The following is a 15,695-nucleotide window of genomic DNA, read 5'->3' as shown; positions in this document are numbered from 1 at the left end:
CTGCCGCTGTCTTCTGCCGCCGTGGATCAGACCAGCCGCGACAGCATGTCCTGGGCTTCCTGACGCTGGGTGTCGTCGCCGTCCTTGACCACTTCGTCGAGGATATCGCGCGCCCCGTCGTGGTCGCCCATGTCGATGTAGGCGCGGGCCAGGTCGAGCTTGGTGGAGACCTCATCGGTCTCGGAGAAGAAATCGAAGTCCAGGTCGTCGCCCGGATCCTGGGCTGCGTCCTCTGCCGTGAAGCGCGGCTCGACCGGCGGGGTGTCGACGCTCGGCGGCAGCTTGTCGAGTTCGGCGTTGACGTCGTCCAGCTCGGAGGCGAAGCGCTCGTCCGCGGGCGATTCATCATCCAGCGAGAGTGAGAGGTCGAAGTCTTCCGGCATTTCGAGCTCGGAAACCGGTTCGAAGTCGGTCATGGCGTCGAATGCCGCCAGCTCCGCAGCGACATCCACCGGGGCATCGGTCGCGGGCTCGGTGGGCGTCAAGGGCTCCGGCTCGCCGACATCCAGGTCGAAGTCGGCCAGGTCGTCTTCCGGGCTGCCACCGGCATCGGCCTGGGCCTGGGCGAGCAACGCTTCGAAATCGGCATCAGCGTCAGGCTGTTCTGGCACCGGTTGGACGGCAGCAGTCTGCGCCAACGCCGAGGATGCAGCTTCTTCATCCAGTTGGGCTTGAAGCTGCTCGTCGAGCAGGAGTTCATCTTCCAGGTCAAGGTCGAAAGCGCCATCGAGCGTATCTTCCCCGGCGGCCAGCGCCTCAGGGTCCTGCGCGGGATCCGCTGCGATCGGCTCTGGGGACTCGTCCTGTTCCTGGAGCAGCTCCTGCACATACTGCGCATCGAGCTCGGCCGCCAGCGCGGCTGCACCGATGCCAGTCGCAGCCACGCCAAGCATCGCCGGGAACTGCTGCTTCAGCGCTTCGGCATCGGCGTGGTTCTGGCCGGTAGCCACCAGCTGGCGCTCCTGGCCGACGAAGGCGTCCCTGTCACCCTGCCGGGCATAGACCTCCATCAGTTTGAGTCGAAGCTCGCTGCGGTCCGGCTGGGCGGCGACCGCCGGCTCCAGCAGATCCGCCGCGTGATTGAGGCGGCCTTTGGCAATGCTTTGCTCAGCCTCTTCGAGCACCTTGTCGATCGCGGCGGGCGTGGCCAGCACGTTGGCTACTACCGGGGCGGAATCCGGCTCAGGCACCGGCGCGGGGGACGGGGCCGACTCGTGCGGATGCTCTGCAGCGGTCGCGGCGGCGGCCGAGGCGGCAACCATGCCGGGCGACAGTTTGACGCTGGCCGCCGGCACCTCGAGTTCGTCGAAGCTGGAAAGCGCAAGGTCGGGGTCGGGCCCACGCTCGCCCTCTTCAGCCAGCGCCCGAGCCATGCGCAGGTGCTTTTCGGCTTCCTGGTCGGCTTTGCGCTTGCGTGCCAGAAGCAACAGCAACAGCAGCAAGGCCAGGAGTGCGGAAGCCGCGATCAGGGACAGCCATAGCGGGCTGCTCAACACGTCGTCCGAGGCACCTTTTTCGCCCTCGGCCGGTACGGCCTCGGCATCGGGTGCAGGCACTGGCGCGGTGTCGACGGCCGCGGGCGCCGGATCGACCACCGGCTCCCCTGGCGTGACCGGGGGGGTGACCGGGGGGGTGACCGCGGGTTGTCCAACGGGCACCTCACCTGGAAGTGCCGCAGGCGCTTCACCCGGGAGTGCCGCAGGCGCTTCGCTTGGCAGGGACGCAGGCGGTTGTGCCGCGCCGCTCTGGGCTTCCAGACGGGCCAACTGGTCATTTTTCAAGGCGATCAGGCGCTGCAGCTTGTCGAGCTGGCTCTGCAGATCGACGACGCGGCTTTTCAACTCTTCGTTGTCGCGGCGACTGGTGTCCAGGCTTTCCTCGGCCAGCGCCAACTGATCGCCAAGGGTCTTGCTGTCGCCGGCCGCGGCTTCGCTGCTTGGGGCAACCAGGCGCAGATTGTCCTGCTGGGCGATGCGCGAAGGCGCGTCTTCAGCACTTCCACGTCGAGTGGCATCCAGCTGACGTGCACGTGGCCCCAGGCGACGGCCTTCACGCCAGGCAGCGTACTGCTCGGCAACATCCCGAACGGCCTCGCCCTGGGGCGTGGACTGGGCCTGCTGCTGGTCAGGCATGCGCAAGACCTGGCCGGCCTTGAGCAGGTTGATGTTGTTGTTGATGAACGCATCCGGGTTCAGTGCCTGGATGGCGATCATGGTCTGCTGCACCGAAGCGCCCTGGGTGTTGCGGGCGGCAATCTGCCAGAGGGTATCGCGGGGCTTGGTGGTATAGCTCACCGCAGGCGCAACGCCCGCCTGTGCCTGTCTGCCCTGGGCCTGCGCCTGGTCGAGCAGCATGCTGTAGTCGCGCACCAGCCGGCCCTGGGGCCACAAGACCTGCACCAGGAACTTGACCACCGGCGCTGGCAACGGCTGGCTGGAAGTCACACGGAGCATGCTCTTGCCGTTGGGTATGATCACCGAGGTGAAGGTCAGGTCCTCCAGATACGGGGCATACTCCACTCCCGCCTTGGAGAATTCTTCTGGCGGGGCAAGGCTGGGCACCACTTCAGGGGCGGTGAGGTCGCGCACATCGAGCAGCTCGATCTCGGCATCCAGCGGCTGGTTCTGTGCCGACCTGAGGGTCAGCTCACCCAACCCCAGGGCATTCGCCATGCCAGACGACAGCGCGGAGGCTGCGGCGATGGCCAGGACCAGTTTGCGAATTCGAAGCATGACCTCTTCCCTTGTATTGATCGCCCCGAAACCCGGTGACGGTGCAGGACAAAATTGCCGTCCAGTATCTTTTACGCCATGTCTTTAATCAACAATTGCGCCAATTGCACGGCATTCAGGGCAGCGCCCTTGCGCACGTTGTCGGTTGTCAGCCACAGGTTGAGCTGTTCTGGCTCATCGATGCCCAGACGTACACGACCAACATAGACCACGTCCTGCCCCACTGCGTCACCGACCGGGGTCGGATAGTCGTCGAGTTCCACCAGCTCTACACCTTCGGCGGCCTCTAGCGCGGCATTGACTGCGGTCAGGTCGACCGCACGGCGGCTTTGTACCGACACACTGTAGCTATCGCCAAAAAACACCGGGACTTGAACGCAGGTCACGGAAATCTTGAGTAAAGGCAAGTCCAGCACCTCGCGCAACTCGCTCACCAGGCGACGCTCCAGCGCGCCATGGCCTTGTTCATCGCTGGGGCCGACCTGAGCCAGCACGTTGAACGCTACCTGGCGGTCGAAAAAGCGCGGTTCCAGTGGACGGGCATTGAGCAGCTCGGCTGTCTGGCGCGCCAGCTCGGTGACCGCTTCGCGCCCTTGGGCCGAGATGGCCACGCAGGCGGTGAGCTGGACGCGCTCGATATCGAGCAAGTCCTTGAGCGGCGCCAGCGCCACGGCCAGGGCCACGGCGGCAGCGCTCGGACTGCAGATCAATGCGGGCAACGGCAGCTGTTCGAGTTTCGCGGAGTTGGCCTCCGGGACCAGGGCTGGTGCCTGTTCCAGCGCCCCCGAGAGATCGATGACCGAGCAGCCGGCAGCCTGGGCCTTGGGTGCGAAGCTGCGGCTGACTGCGGCGCCGGCCGCGAAGAATGCCAGCTTGACCTGGCTGAAGTCGAAGCGGTCGACTTCACGTACGCGCAGGCTCTTGTTGCGGAACATGATCGCGCTGCCAGCCGACTCATTGCTGGCCAGCAGGTGCAGCGTCGCCACTGGAAAATCCAGTTCTTCGAGGATCTGCACAAGGGTTTCGCCAACGCTGCCGGTGGCACCGACTACGGCAATATCAATGGGCTGGGTCATGGGAAAATCCTCTGCTGAAACGGCGGGAGCGGCACTTTACTTGATTGGTGAGAGTACGCCATAGGTTTTGTGGCGCCCATCAGATCGAGCGGGGCGTGCGCTTGGGGCCTTGTGGCACCCGTGAGATCGAGCGCCGTGCGCTTGGGGCCTTGTGGCGCTGCGCAGATCGAGCGCCGCCCGCGCGGCGCATCGCGGGACAAGCCCGCTCCCACATTTGTTGCAACGTGCCATGGCCTGTGGGATTTGGGTTGTCAGCCTTGGTGCATGGCAGAAGAGTGGTGGGAGGCCGGTGTGCTCCCCTCAAAACCTGAGCCGGACAAACAAGGCTAAGACTCCAAACTGTCAGGCCATGGCACGTTGCAACAAATGTGGGAGCGGGCTTGTCCCGCGATGCGCCGCGCGGGCGGCGCTCGATCTGCGCAGCGCCACAAGGCCCCAAGCGCACGGCGCTCGATCTCATGGGCACTACAAAGCCCAGGACAGGCACCTCCAACCCCCACAAAAAAACCCGCGCTGTTTCCAGCACGGGTTTCTTGTGCAGCCAAGACGCGGTTACCGCTCCAGCAGGATCCGCAGCATACGGCGCAGCGGCTCGGCGGCGCCCCACAGCAGCTGGTCACCGACGGTGAAGGCGCCCAGGTACTGCGAGCCCATGTTCAGCTTGCGCAGACGGCCCACCGGGATGTTCAGCGTGCCGGTGACGTTGGTCGGGCTCAGCTCCTGCATGCTGATATCGCGATGGTTCGGCACCAGCTTCACCCAGGGGTTGTGCTGGCTGATCATGCCTTCGATGTCGGCCAGCGGCACGTCCTTGTTCAGCTTGATGGTCAGCGCCTGGCTGTGGCAACGCATGGCACCGATGCGCACGCAGATACCGTCGACCGGAACCGGGCTCTTGAAGCGGCCAAGAATCTTGTTGGTCTCGGCCTGGGCTTTCCATTCCTCGCGGCTCTGGCCGTTCGGCAGTTCCTTGTCGATCCAGGGGATCAGGCTGCCCGCCAGTGGCACGCCGAAGTTCTCGGTCGGGTAGGCTTCGCCGCGCATGGCCTCGGCGACCTTGCGGTCGATATCGAGGATGGCGCTGGCCGGGTTGGCCAGGTCATCGGCAACAGCGGCGTGGGTAGCGCCCATCTGGCGGATCAGCTCGCGCATGTTCTGCGCGCCGGCACCGGAGGCCGCCTGGTAGGTCATGGCGCTCATCCACTCGACCAGGCCAGCTTCGAACAACCCGCCAAGGCCCATCAGCATCAGGCTGACAGTGCAGTTGCCGCCGATGTAGTTCTTGGTACCGGCATCGAGCTGCTGGTCGATCACCTTGCGGTTGACCGGATCGAGCACGATCACCGCGTCATCCTGCATGCGCAGGCTGGAGGCGGCATCGATCCAGTAGCCCTGCCAGCCGGCTTCGCGCAGCTTGGGGAAGACTTCGTTGGTGTAGTCGCCGCCCTGGCAGGTCAGGATCACATCGAGGGTCTTGAGCTCTTCAATGCTGTAAGCATCCTTGAGCGGAGCAATATCCTTGCCCACCGCCGGACCCTGGCCTCCCACATTGGAGGTAGTGAAGAACACCGGCTCGATAAGGTCGAAATCCTGCTCTTCCAGCATCCGCTGCATGAGCACGGAACCGACCATACCGCGCCAACCGATCAGACCTACACGTTTCATCGCAACAACACCTTTGCTAAAAAGTGGGCCGCTGCCTTGGGAAAGGCGGCAGCGGGCCAGAGAGATTACAGATTCCGCAGGGCTGCGACTACTGCATCGCCCATTTCCTGCGTACCGACCTTGATGCAACCGGCCGAGTGGATGTCACCGGTGCGCAGACCCTGGTCGAGCACCAGGCTGACAGCCTTCTCGATCGCGTCCGCGGCGGCGTGCTGGTTGAAGCTGTAGCGCAGCATCATCGAGACCGAAAGAATGGTCGCCAGCGGGTTGGCGATGCCTTGGCCGGCGATGTCCGGGGCCGAGCCATGGCAGGGCTCGTACATGCCCTTGTTGTCGGCATCGAGGGACGCAGAAGGCAGCATGCCGATGGAACCGGTCAGCATGGAAGCCTCATCCGACAGAATGTCACCGAACAGGTTGTCGGTCACTACCACATCGAACTGCTTGGGCGCGCGCACCAGTTGCATGGCGGCGTTATCGACGTACATGTGGCTCAGCTCGACGTCCGGATAGTCCTTGGCGACCTCTTCGACCACTTCGCGCCACAGCTGGCTGGAGGCCAGGACGTTGGCCTTGTCCACCGAGCACAGTTTCTTGCCGCGCACGCGGGCCATGTCGAAGCCGACGCGGGCGATGCGGCGGATCTCGCTCTCGCTGTACGGCAGGGTGTCGTAAGCCTGGCGTTCGCCGCCTTCGAGCTCGCGGGTGCCACGTGGAGCGCCGAAGTAGATGCCGCCGGTCAGCTCACGCACGATGAGGATGTCCAGGCCAGCGACGATTTCGGGCTTGAGCGACGACGCATCGGCCAGTTGCGGGTAGAGGATCGCGGGACGCAGGTTGGCGAACAGGCCCAGTTGCGAGCGGATCTTCAGCAGGCCGCGTTCCGGACGGATGTCGCGTTCGATCTTGTCCCACTTCGGCCCGCCGACCGCGCCAAGCAGCACGGCATCGGCCTGGCGTGCACGTTCCAGGGTCTCGTCGGCCAGCGGCACGCCATGCTTGTCGATGGCCGCGCCACCGATGACGTCGTGCGCCAGCGCAAGTCCGAGCTCGAACCTGTCGTTCGCCAGCTCCAGCACCTTGACCGCCTCGGCCATGATTTCCGGACCAATGCCGTCACCTGGGAGAATCAGAATCTGCTTGCTCATGCGTTCCTCTATCCATTCAAGCGGCGAGCCTGACCGGCGCGCCGGAAAAAACTAGCGTTCGGCCCACAGCACCAGCACGTCGGTGCTGAAGGAACCATCGGCCTCGATCTGGTAATACTGCCGCACTTCCTCGCCCATCGCCTGCTGCAATTGGAGGATGGCCTCGCGCATGGCGCCCGGGGTGCGCATGCGCTCGACCCACGAGCTGTATTCCAGACGCAGGCGCTGGCGGCTGTGACCGCGGGTGAAGAGGCCGGCCTCGCTGACCTGCTGCAGCCACTCGCTGGCCGAATAATCGCGCACATGACTGGTATCGCGCAGTACTTCCACGCTTTGCAGGTATGTGTCGAGCAGTGGGCTGCCCGGCGACATCACATCCACGAAGGCCGCCACACCGCCCGGTTTGAGCACCCGGCGCACTTCGCGCAGGGCCAGGCCCAGGTCGCTCCAATGGTGCGCAGAATAGCGGCTGAAGACGAAGTCGAACGAGGCGTCGGCGAACGGCAGCCGCTCGGCGGCGCCACATTCGGTACGGATGTTTTCCATGCCACGCTCGGCGGCGGCGGATGCCACCACGTCGAGCATCTGCTGCGAGAGGTCGTAGGCCACCACTTCGCGCACCAGGGGTGCCACATTGAAGCTGACATGACCGGCACCACAGCCCAGGTCAAGCAGGCGCGCGTCACCCTTCCCAGCGAGCTCGGCCCGCAGCAGGGCGAATTCCGCGCCCTGTGCATGCACGGTGCTGCTCAGGTAGGCGCTGGCCTGTTCGCCGAACTGGCGCTGTACGACATCCTTGTGAGTGGTGCTGGTCATCACGATTTCCTCGATCAGTGGGTCACGCGTCGCGGAACAACCACGGCTGGCCGGTGCGGTGCTTGCCTTCGAACGCCTTGATGGCGTCGGCGTCCTGCAGCGTCAGGCCGATGTCGTCGAGGCCGTTGAGCAGGCAGTGCTTGCGGAAGGCATCGATCTCGAAGTGCAGCACCTTGCCGTCCGGGCGGGTCACTGCCTGGGCCTGCAGGTCGACGGTCAACTGATAGCCCGGGTTCGCCTCGACCTGCTTGAACAGCTCGTCGACCTCTTCATCGCTGAGGATGATCGGCAGCAGGCCGTTCTTGAAGCTGTTGTTGAAGAAGATATCGGCGAAGCTTGGCGCAATGACGCTGCGGAAGCCGTATTCATCCAGGGCCCACGGCGCATGCTCGCGGCTCGAGCCGCAGCCGAAGTTCTCGCGCGCCAGCAGCACGCTGGCGCCTTGGTAACGAGGGTGGTTGAGCACGAACTCGGTGTTCAGCGGCCGCTTGCTGTTGTCCTGATAAGGCTGGCCCACATCCAGGTAACGCCACTCGTCGAACAGGTTCGGGCCGAAGCCGGTGCGCTTGATCGACTTCAGGAACTGCTTGGGAATGATCTGGTCGGTGTCGACGTTGGCTCGGTCCAATGGCGCGACAAGGCCGGTGTGCTGGGTAAAGGCTTTCATGCTGCGCTCCCTTGGATCAACTCGCGGACATCCACGAAGTGGCCAGTCACGGCGGCGGCCGCGGCCATGGCCGGGCTTACCAGGTGGGTACGGCCACCGGCGCCCTGGCGGCCTTCGAAATTGCGGTTCGAGGTCGAAGCGCAGTGCTCGCCGCTTTCAAGCCGGTCGGGGTTCATGGCCAGGCACATGGAGCAGCCGGGCTCACGCCATTCGAAGCCGGCCTCGATGAACACCTTGTCCAACCCCTCGCGCTCGGCCTGCGCCTTGACCAGGCCGGAGCCCGGCACGACGATGGCCTGCTTGATGGAGGAGGCAACCTTGCGGCCCTTGGCGATTTCGGCGGCGGCGCGCAGGTCTTCGATGCGCGAGTTGGTGCATGAGCCTATGAACACACGGTCCAGGCGGATATCGGTGATCGCCTGGTTGGCGTTCAGGCCCATGTACTTCAAGGCGCGCTCGATCGAGCCGCGCTTGACCAGGTCAGGCTCGGCGGCAGGATCCGGCACGCGCTGGTCGACGGCAAGGACCATCTCGGGGGAAGTACCCCAGCTTACCTGGGGCTTGATCTGCGTGGCGTCCACTTCGATCACGGTATCGAACACGGCATCCTCGTCGGATACCAGCTCTTCCCAGGCCGCGACCGCGGCGTCCCACTGCGCGTCGGTCGGCGCGTAGGGACGGCCCTTGACGTAGGCGATGGTGGTGGCGTCGGTGGCAACCAGGCCAACGCGGGCACCGGCCTCGATCGACATGTTGCAGATGGTCATGCGGCCTTCCATCGACAGTTCGCGAATCGCGCTGCCGGCGAACTCCATGGCATGGCCGTTGCCGCCAGCGGTACCGATCCTGCCGATGATCGCAAGGACGATGTCCTTGGCGGTGACGCCGAACGGCAACTCGCCTTCGACGCGCACCAGCATGTTCTTCATCTTCTTGGCGACCAGGCACTGGGTGGCGAGCACATGCTCGACCTCGGACGTGCCGATGCCATGGGCCAGCGCACCAAAGGCGCCGTGGGTGGAGGTGTGCGAGTCGCCGCAGACCACCGTCATGCCCGGCAAGGTAGCGCCCTGCTCCGGGCTGATGACGTGGACGATGCCCTGGCGCACGTCATTCATCTTGAATTCGTTGATGCCGTATTCGTCACAGTTCTCATCGAGGGTCTGCACCTGAAGGCGCGAAACCTGGTCGGCGATGGCCTCGATGCCGCCCTTGCGTTCCGGGGTGGTCGGCACGTTGTGGTCGGGGGTGGCGATGTTGGCGTCGATGCGCCAAGGTTTGCGTGCAGCCAGGCGCAGGCCTTCGAACGCCTGTGGCGAGGTCACTTCGTGGATGATGTGGCGATCGATGTAGATCAGCGACGAGCCATCGTCGCGCTGCTTGACCACATGCGAATCCCAGAGTTTGTCGTACAGCGTTCTGCCGGCCATCAGACGGTTCCTCATCAGTTTCTGCGCCAATTAACCCCTTGGCTTGTACGGACGATGCTATGGGGTTAGATTGAATAACTCAAATTCATATTTTTTATACTTTGGATAACCAAAAGGAATTCGAGCAGTGGACCTGGCGAATCTCAGTGCCTTTATTGCCATCGCCGAAGTAGGCAGCTTCTCGGGAGCCGGCGAACGCCTGCATCTCACACAACCCGCGATCAGCAAGCGCATCGCCGGACTTGAACAGCAGCTGGACGTGCGCCTGTTCGACCGCCTGGGCCGCGAGGTCACGCTGACCGAGGCCGGGCGGGCACTGTTGCCACGTGCCTATCAGATCCTCAATGTACTCGATGATACCCGCCGCGCCCTGACCAATCTGACCGGCGAAGTGACGGGTCGGCTGACCCTGGCCACCAGCCATCATATCGGCCTGCACCGGCTTCCCCCGCTCCTCAGGGCCTTCACCCGTGAGTATCCGGAGGTGGCGCTGGATATTCAGTTCATGGATTCGGAAGCGGCCTACGACGAAATCCTCCATGGGCGCGCGGAGATCGCTGTAATCACCCTGGCCCCCGAGCCCCACCACCTGGTACGCGCGGTCCCGGTCTGGGAGGACGCCCTCGATTTCGTCGCGGCGCCCGAGCATCCGCTGGCCAACAACAACGCGGTCAGCCTGGCCGACGTGGCCCATCACCCCGCCGTGTTTCCCGGTGGAAACACTTTTACCCACCACATTGTCCAGCGCTTGTTCGAAAGCCAGGGACTGACCCCTAACATCGCCATGAGTACCAATTACCTGGAGACGATCAAGATGATGGTGTCCATCGGCCTTGCCTGGAGCGTACTCCCCCGGACCATGCTCGATGAGCAAGTCGCATCCATCGCTTTGCCCGGCATACAGCTGTCGCGCAAGCTAGGCTACATCCTGCACACGGAACGAACGCTATCGAACGCCGCCAAAGCATTCATGGCCCTGCTCGACAGTCATGTCAGGCCTGCCTGACAGGCCGGCGGCTCCGGCATCACGCGCAAGGAAGCGTCATCCGCCAAAGGTCTGGTATTGATGTCCAACTCAGCACATCGTTTTCCGCGACTGCCGCGCATCCATGCAGCCGATCCCCAGGAGTCGGAGCAGACCTGGCAAAACGCACCACAACTGCTGGTAGCGCTCAACGGCGCGCGGCTGGGGGCTTGGCTGTGGGATATCGAAAGCGGCCGAATCAGCTGGTCGAGGGGCACCCAGGCGCTGTTCGGCCTCGATCCGAATCAGCCCCTGGCCGAAGATATCGACTACCTCGACCTGCTGCCTGAGGGGGACCGAGCACGCACGCGCATGGCCTTCGATGCGGTGATAAATGGCGAACCCGTGGAGCGCGCCATGCGCCACCGGATCCGCTGGCCGGACGGCAGCCTGCACTGGCTGGAGATCAACGGCAGCCTCACCCGCGACAACCTCGGACGGCCGCAGATGATGATCGGGGTGATCCGCGAGATCACCCGCCAGCGCGAGCGGGAAGCCGCGTTGATCAACTCCGAAAAGGCCCTCAAGGAGAGCCAGGAGCGGCTCGACCTGGCCCTGGACTCGGCGCAGATGGGTACCTGGGACTGGCACATCCCCAGCGGCATGCTCTACGGTTCGGCCCGAGCCGCTCAATTGCACGGCCTGCAACCGGTGCCCTTCCATGAATCGTTCGAAGCCTTTTTCGAAGGTGTGCCGGAGCAAGAGCGCGAGAGCATGCGCCAGACCTACCGCAGCCTGCGCGAGGGCCCGGCAGGCAATTACCAGATCACCTACCGCATCCAGCTTGAAGGCGGCACGTCCCGCTACATCGAAAGCCGCGCGCGGCTGTACCGTGACGAAGCAGGCAACCCGCTGCGCATGGCCGGCACCCTGCTGGACATCACCGACCAGGTGGAGCGCGAGCAACGCCTGAGCGCTTCGGAAGAGAAGTTTGCCAGCCTGTTCCAGGCCAGCCCCGACCCGATCTGCGTGACGCGCCAGGACACGGGCCAGTTCATCGAGGTCAATCCGGCCTTCAGCCAGACCTTTGGCTGGACCGCCCTTCATGTGATCGGCCGCACCGCCGAGGAAATCGGCCTGTGGGCGGAATCGGCGGAGCGTGCCCAGCGTATCGAGCAGGTCATCCGCGACCAGGCACTGAGCAACGTGGCGGTGGTGGTCAATCACAGCAATGGCACGCCCTTGACCTGTGTGATCTCCAGTCGCCTGATCAGCGTCGACAGCCAACCCTGCAGCGTGACCACCCTGCGCGACATCACCCAGCAGCAACGCGCGGAGGCCGCGCTCAAGGCCAGCGAGGAAAAGTTCGCCAAGGCGTTCCACTCCAGCCCCGACGCCATCACCATCACCGAACGCCAGAGCGGGCGGTACCTTGAGGTCAACGACGGTTTCTGCCGCCTGACCGGCTACAGCGCAGGCGAAGTGGTCGGGCGTACCGTTCATGAACTGGGCATCTGGGCCGATGAAAAGCAGCGCGCGGCCCTGCTCAACGAGCTGTTGGACCGGGGCCGCGTGCACCACCGGGAAATGCTCGGGCGCAACAAGCGCGGCGATATCCTGACCGTCGAGGTCTCGGTCGAGCCGATTTGCCTCAATGAGATCGACTGCCTGCTGCTGACCGCCCGCGATGTCAGCCAATTGAAGAACGCCCAGGCCCAAATCCGCCACCTGGCCTACCACGACCCTCTGACCAACCTGCCCAACCGCGCCCTGCTGATGGACCGCCTGAGCCAGCAGATCGCCCTGCTCAAACGCCAGAACATGCGTGGCGCCCTGCTCTTCCTTGACCTTGATCACTTCAAGCACATCAATGATTCGCTCGGGCACCCGGTCGGCGACACCGTGTTGAAGATCATCACGGCGCGCCTCGAAGCCAGCGTACGCCTGGAGGACACAGTGGCCCGCCTGGGGGGTGATGAATTCGTGGTGTTGCTCGGGGGCCTTGAGGGCAGTCGCGAGGCCGTCGAGACACAGGTTCGCGAACTGGCCGACACCCTCCGCCAACTGCTGGCCGAGCCCATGTCGCTGGATGGCCAGCGCCTGCAGGTAACGCCCAGCATCGGCGTGGCACTGATCCCCGATCACGGCTCGACACCGGCCGACCTCCTCAAGCGCGCCGACATCGCCCTTTACCGGGCCAAGGACTCGGGGCGCAATACCACGCAACTGTTCCATACCACCATGCAAAGGGCCGCCAGCGAGCGCCTGCGCATGGAAAACGACTTGCGCCTTGCACTTGCCCGCGGCGAACTGGCCTTGCACTTCCAGCCCCAGGTCGATTCCCGTGACAATCGCATCATCGGCGCCGAGGTGCTGTTGCGCTGGCACCACCCTCAACTCGGGCAACAGCCACCTGCGCAGTTCATTCAGGTACTGGAGGAAAGCGGCGTGATTCTCGAAGTGGGCACCTGGATTCTCGACGAGGCCTGCGATGCCTGCGCGGGCATGCTCCAGGATGGGCTGATCAATGCTGAGGAATTCAGCCTGTGCGTCAACATCAGCCCACGCCAGTTTCGCCAGAATGACTTTGTCGAACGGGTGCTGCGCAGCCTCGACGACTTCCGCCTCCCCCGCCACATGCTCAAGCTGGAGATCACCGAAGGCATTGTCATCCAGAACCTGGAGGACACCATCAGCAAGATGCGCGAACTCAAGCGCTACGGCGTGAGTTTCGCCATGGATGATTTCGGCACGGGGTATTCATCGCTGACCTACCTCAAGCGTCTGCCGGTGGATGCATTGAAGATAGACCAGTCGTTCGTACGCGACGCTCCGGTGGACCCTAACGATGCCGAGATCGTCCGCGCCATTGTCGCCATGGCCCGCAGCCTTGACCTGACAGTGATTGCCGAAGGGGTGGAATTGACCGAGCAGCTGGAGTTCCTGGAGCGTCAGGGATGCTACCTGTACCAGGGTTACCTGCACAGCAGGCCCCTGCCGCTCAAGGAGTTCCGGCAAATGCTGCTCGAGGCGCCGGCGGACTACTAGTAGCCCACGAAAAAGGGCGCCCGGAGGCGCCCTTCTTCCTACAGCCAGTCTCAGCTCAGCGCTGGTTTGTCCGAAGCGATCGGAATGCGCTTGGCCTTGGCCTCTTCCGGCACGATGCGCAGCAGATCGATGCTGAGCAGGCCGTTGGACAGGCCCGCGGCCTTGACCTCGATGTGGTCGGCCAGGCGGAACGACAGCTTGAACGCCCGTTGGGCGATGCCCTGGTGCAGATAGGTCACGCTCTCGGCGCTGGTATCGCGCTTGCCGCCGGTGACAGTCAGGACGCCCTTCTCGACTTGCAGGTCCAGGTCCTGTTCCTGGAAGCCGGCTGCCGCAACGACGATCCGGTAATGGTCATCGCCATGCTTCTCGACGTTGTAGGGAGGGTAGCTGCTACCCGCATCGTTGCGCGCCGCAGACTCGAACAGATCATTGAAGCGGTCGAAGCCAACGGAGTGACGGAACAGGGGTGCGAGGGAAAAAGCGGTGGTCATGGTACATCTCCTGGGATTCAGCGAGTGGTTGATTCCGCGACCCGAATTCGGCATCGCGTACTCAACAGATATGTCCCATCAACCGGTTTTCAAGCGGGGCTGCAGAAATTTTTTCTTTCGCTGCATGCGCCATTCCCAACAACCCGCTGATCCGCGCGCAGTCGCTCTCGCGCCGCACCTCGGCGAACAGTGCAACCGCCTCGGGATAACCGCGGGTAAGCATGCCCAGCCACTGCTTCATCCGGCCCGGTGCGTAGCGCGGCGACAGCTTGTCCAGTGCCTGGCGCCAGAATTCCTGCAGCAGCGGCAGCAAGGCAGCCCACTCCAGTGGTTGATAATCACGTCCTTCACGAGCCGCTGCGATCTGCAGGGCCAGGTCAGGCCGCGACACCAGCCCGCGACCCAGCATGATGTGCTCGGCACCGCTCACCGACCGGCAGCGCTGCCAATCGTCAACGGTCCAGATCTCGCCGTTGGCAAACACCGGCACCTTGACCACGTCCTGTACCCGCGCCACCCACTCCCAGTGCGCGGGCGGTTTGTAGCCGTCGACTTTGGTCCGCGCATGCACCACCAGGTGATCCGCCCCGCCCTCGGCCAGCGCCGTGGCGCACTCCAGCGCGCCGTCCGGGCTGTCGAAGCCCAGGCGCATCTTGGCGGTCACCGGGATATGCGCCGGCACGGCACGGCGCACCTCGCGCACGATCGTGTGCAGCAGCTCGGGCTCCTTGAGCAGCACCGCCCCGCCCCGCGACTTGTTCACCGTCTTGGCCGGGCAGCCGAAGTTCAGGTCGATCACCGGTGCACCGAGCTGGCATGCCAGCACCGCGTTGTCCGCCAGGCAGGCCGGATCCGAGCCCAGCAGCTGCACCCGCATCGGCACCCCGGCAGCAGTCCGCGCGCCGTGGCGCAGTTCGGGCGCCAGCTTGTCGAACTGCGACTCGGGCAACAGGCGGTCACAGACCCGGATGAACTCGGTAACGCACCAGTCGATACCGCCCACCCGGGTCAGCACGTCGCGCAGGATGTTGTCGACCAGCCCCTCCATGGGGGCCAGGGCAATTTGCATGGCAGGAGAACCGCTTGGAAAAGAGGCGAATGCTACCAGAAGCGCGGAAAGGCGGGCCAAGCATTCAGATGAGAAAGCGAAATGCCCGACAAACCAACACGCCGAACTCAAACCGCCTGCAAGAGCGCCTGGCCATACCCTTCGACAAATTCCGCCGGCATCCGCTTGGGCTTGCCGGTGGAGAGCTCGATGCACACAAAGGTGGTCTGCGCACGCAGCAAGGTCACTCCGTCGCTGGGGCGCTTGAGCTGGAAGCGGCGGGTCATGCGCAGGCGCTGGTCCCAATCGACGATCCAGGTGGCGAGCTGCAGTTCATCTTCCTCATAACCGGCGGCGAGGTAGTCGATCTCGTGGCGCACGACGGCCATGGCGCGGTCGAGGCGGCGGTATTCGGCCAGGTCCAGGCCCAGGCGCTGGGAGTGACGCCAGGCGCAGCGTTCCAGCCAGGTGACGTAGACGGCATTGTTGGCGTGGCCGAGGCCGTCGATGTCTTTGGCGCCGACACGAAGGTCGATGATGAATGGCGTTGCCAGGTCCCAGCTCATGCCCGCTCCCTTGAGTGATGAACGGGCCGAGTGTAACCCAG

12 protein-coding genes are annotated in these 15,695 nt (G+C 64.1%); 2 read left to right on the top strand and 10 right to left on the bottom strand.

The annotated features are described in order from the left end of the window. Nucleotides 1-26 precede the first annotated feature (26 nt). From AC0ZZU_RS12910 to leuC, 7 genes are all read right to left on the bottom strand, one after another. Nucleotides 27-2,732: a motility hub landmark protein FimV gene (locus tag AC0ZZU_RS12910; protein ID WP_476341167.1), complete on the bottom strand. Its 2,706-nt coding sequence runs from the start codon at nt 2,730-2,732 to the stop codon at nt 27-29. Between the two features lie 71 nt (nt 2,733-2,803). Beyond that, nucleotides 2,804-3,808, bottom strand: coding sequence for an aspartate-semialdehyde dehydrogenase (locus AC0ZZU_RS12905; RefSeq protein ID WP_476341165.1), 1,005 nt, complete (start codon nt 3,806-3,808; stop codon nt 2,804-2,806). Nucleotides 3,809-4,360: 552 nt separating this feature from the next. After that, complete coding sequence (gene asd, locus AC0ZZU_RS12900; RefSeq protein ID WP_476341163.1) at nt 4,361-5,473, bottom strand: aspartate-semialdehyde dehydrogenase; 1,113 nt, start codon at nt 5,471-5,473, stop codon at nt 4,361-4,363. Between the two features lie 65 nt (nt 5,474-5,538). Further along, nucleotides 5,539-6,621, bottom strand: coding sequence for a 3-isopropylmalate dehydrogenase (gene leuB, locus AC0ZZU_RS12895; RefSeq protein ID WP_476341162.1), 1,083 nt, complete (start codon nt 6,619-6,621; stop codon nt 5,539-5,541). A gap of 51 nt (nt 6,622-6,672) precedes the next feature. Beyond that, a complete protein-coding gene (locus AC0ZZU_RS12890) occupies nt 6,673-7,437 on the bottom strand; it encodes a class I SAM-dependent methyltransferase (protein WP_476341161.1) in 765 nt (254 codons plus the stop codon). A gap of 22 nt (nt 7,438-7,459) precedes the next feature. After that, the gene (leuD, locus tag AC0ZZU_RS12885) at nt 7,460-8,104 is read right to left on the bottom strand and encodes a 3-isopropylmalate dehydratase small subunit (RefSeq protein ID WP_476341159.1); all 645 of its coding nucleotides are present in this window, start codon (nt 8,102-8,104) and stop codon (nt 7,460-7,462) included. After that, the gene (gene leuC, locus AC0ZZU_RS12880) at nt 8,101-9,534 is read right to left on the bottom strand and encodes a 3-isopropylmalate dehydratase large subunit (RefSeq protein WP_476341158.1); all 1,434 of its coding nucleotides are present in this window, start codon (nt 9,532-9,534) and stop codon (nt 8,101-8,103) included. The genes leuD and leuC overlap by 4 nt, the downstream gene beginning before the upstream one ends. 127 nt (nt 9,535-9,661) lie before the next feature. Here leuC and AC0ZZU_RS12875 point away from each other — a divergent pair, with 127 nt between their 5' ends. Both AC0ZZU_RS12875 and AC0ZZU_RS12870 read left to right on the top strand, forming a co-directional pair. Beyond that, complete coding sequence (locus AC0ZZU_RS12875; protein WP_476341156.1) at nt 9,662-10,540, top strand: LysR family transcriptional regulator; 879 nt, start codon at nt 9,662-9,664, stop codon at nt 10,538-10,540. Nucleotides 10,541-10,600: 60 nt separating this feature from the next. Further along, entirely contained in the window at nt 10,601-13,546 is a 2,946-nt protein-coding gene (locus AC0ZZU_RS12870; protein WP_476341154.1) for an EAL domain-containing protein, read from the top strand. Between the two features lie 50 nt (nt 13,547-13,596). Here AC0ZZU_RS12870 and AC0ZZU_RS12865 read toward each other — a convergent pair whose 3' ends face one another. The 3 genes from AC0ZZU_RS12865 to AC0ZZU_RS12855 form a co-directional block, all read right to left on the bottom strand. Further along, nucleotides 13,597-14,040, bottom strand: a complete 444-nt coding sequence (locus tag AC0ZZU_RS12865) for an Hsp20 family protein (RefSeq protein WP_476341152.1) — start codon at nt 14,038-14,040, stop codon at nt 13,597-13,599. Nucleotides 14,041-14,101: 61 nt separating this feature from the next. Beyond that, nucleotides 14,102-15,109, bottom strand: a complete 1,008-nt coding sequence (locus AC0ZZU_RS12860; RefSeq protein WP_476341150.1) for a tRNA dihydrouridine synthase — start codon at nt 15,107-15,109, stop codon at nt 14,102-14,104. Between the two features lie 107 nt (nt 15,110-15,216). Next, nucleotides 15,217-15,654, bottom strand: coding sequence for an acyl-CoA thioesterase (locus AC0ZZU_RS12855; protein ID WP_476341148.1), 438 nt, complete (start codon nt 15,652-15,654; stop codon nt 15,217-15,219). Between the last annotated feature and the right edge of the window lie 41 nt (nt 15,655-15,695).

This window comes from Pseudomonas sp. JE3303 (assembly GCF_056312565.1).
The sequence above is the reverse complement of the archived record's forward strand: the minus strand, read 5'-3'. Positions and strand labels throughout refer to the sequence as shown.

Bases quoted from the DNA above. Each gene is read 5' to 3' on its own strand.
- leuD (WP_476341159.1), bottom strand. From the start codon at position 8,104: ATGAAAGCCTTTACCCAGCACACCGGCCTTGTCGCGCCATTGGACCGA.
- AC0ZZU_RS12860 (WP_476341150.1), bottom strand. From the start codon at position 15,109: ATGCAAATTGCCCTGGCCCCCATGGAGGGGCTGGTCGACAACATCCTG.
- leuB (WP_476341162.1), bottom strand. From the start codon at position 6,621: ATGAGCAAGCAGATTCTGATTCTCCCAGGTGACGGCATTGGTCCGGAA.
- leuC (WP_476341158.1), bottom strand. From the start codon at position 9,534: ATGGCCGGCAGAACGCTGTACGACAAACTCTGGGATTCGCATGTGGTC.
- AC0ZZU_RS12890 (WP_476341161.1), bottom strand. From the start codon at position 7,437: ATGACCAGCACCACTCACAAGGATGTCGTACAGCGCCAGTTCGGCGAA.
- AC0ZZU_RS12910 (WP_476341167.1), bottom strand. From the start codon at position 2,732: ATGCTTCGAATTCGCAAACTGGTCCTGGCCATCGCCGCAGCCTCCGCG.
- AC0ZZU_RS12855 (WP_476341148.1), bottom strand. From the start codon at position 15,654: ATGAGCTGGGACCTGGCAACGCCATTCATCATCGACCTTCGTGTCGGC.
- AC0ZZU_RS12870 (WP_476341154.1), top strand. From the start codon at position 10,601: ATGTCCAACTCAGCACATCGTTTTCCGCGACTGCCGCGCATCCATGCA.
- AC0ZZU_RS12905 (WP_476341165.1), bottom strand. From the start codon at position 3,808: ATGACCCAGCCCATTGATATTGCCGTAGTCGGTGCCACCGGCAGCGTT.
- asd (WP_476341163.1), bottom strand. From the start codon at position 5,473: ATGAAACGTGTAGGTCTGATCGGTTGGCGCGGTATGGTCGGTTCCGTG.
- AC0ZZU_RS12865 (WP_476341152.1), bottom strand. From the start codon at position 14,040: ATGACCACCGCTTTTTCCCTCGCACCCCTGTTCCGTCACTCCGTTGGC.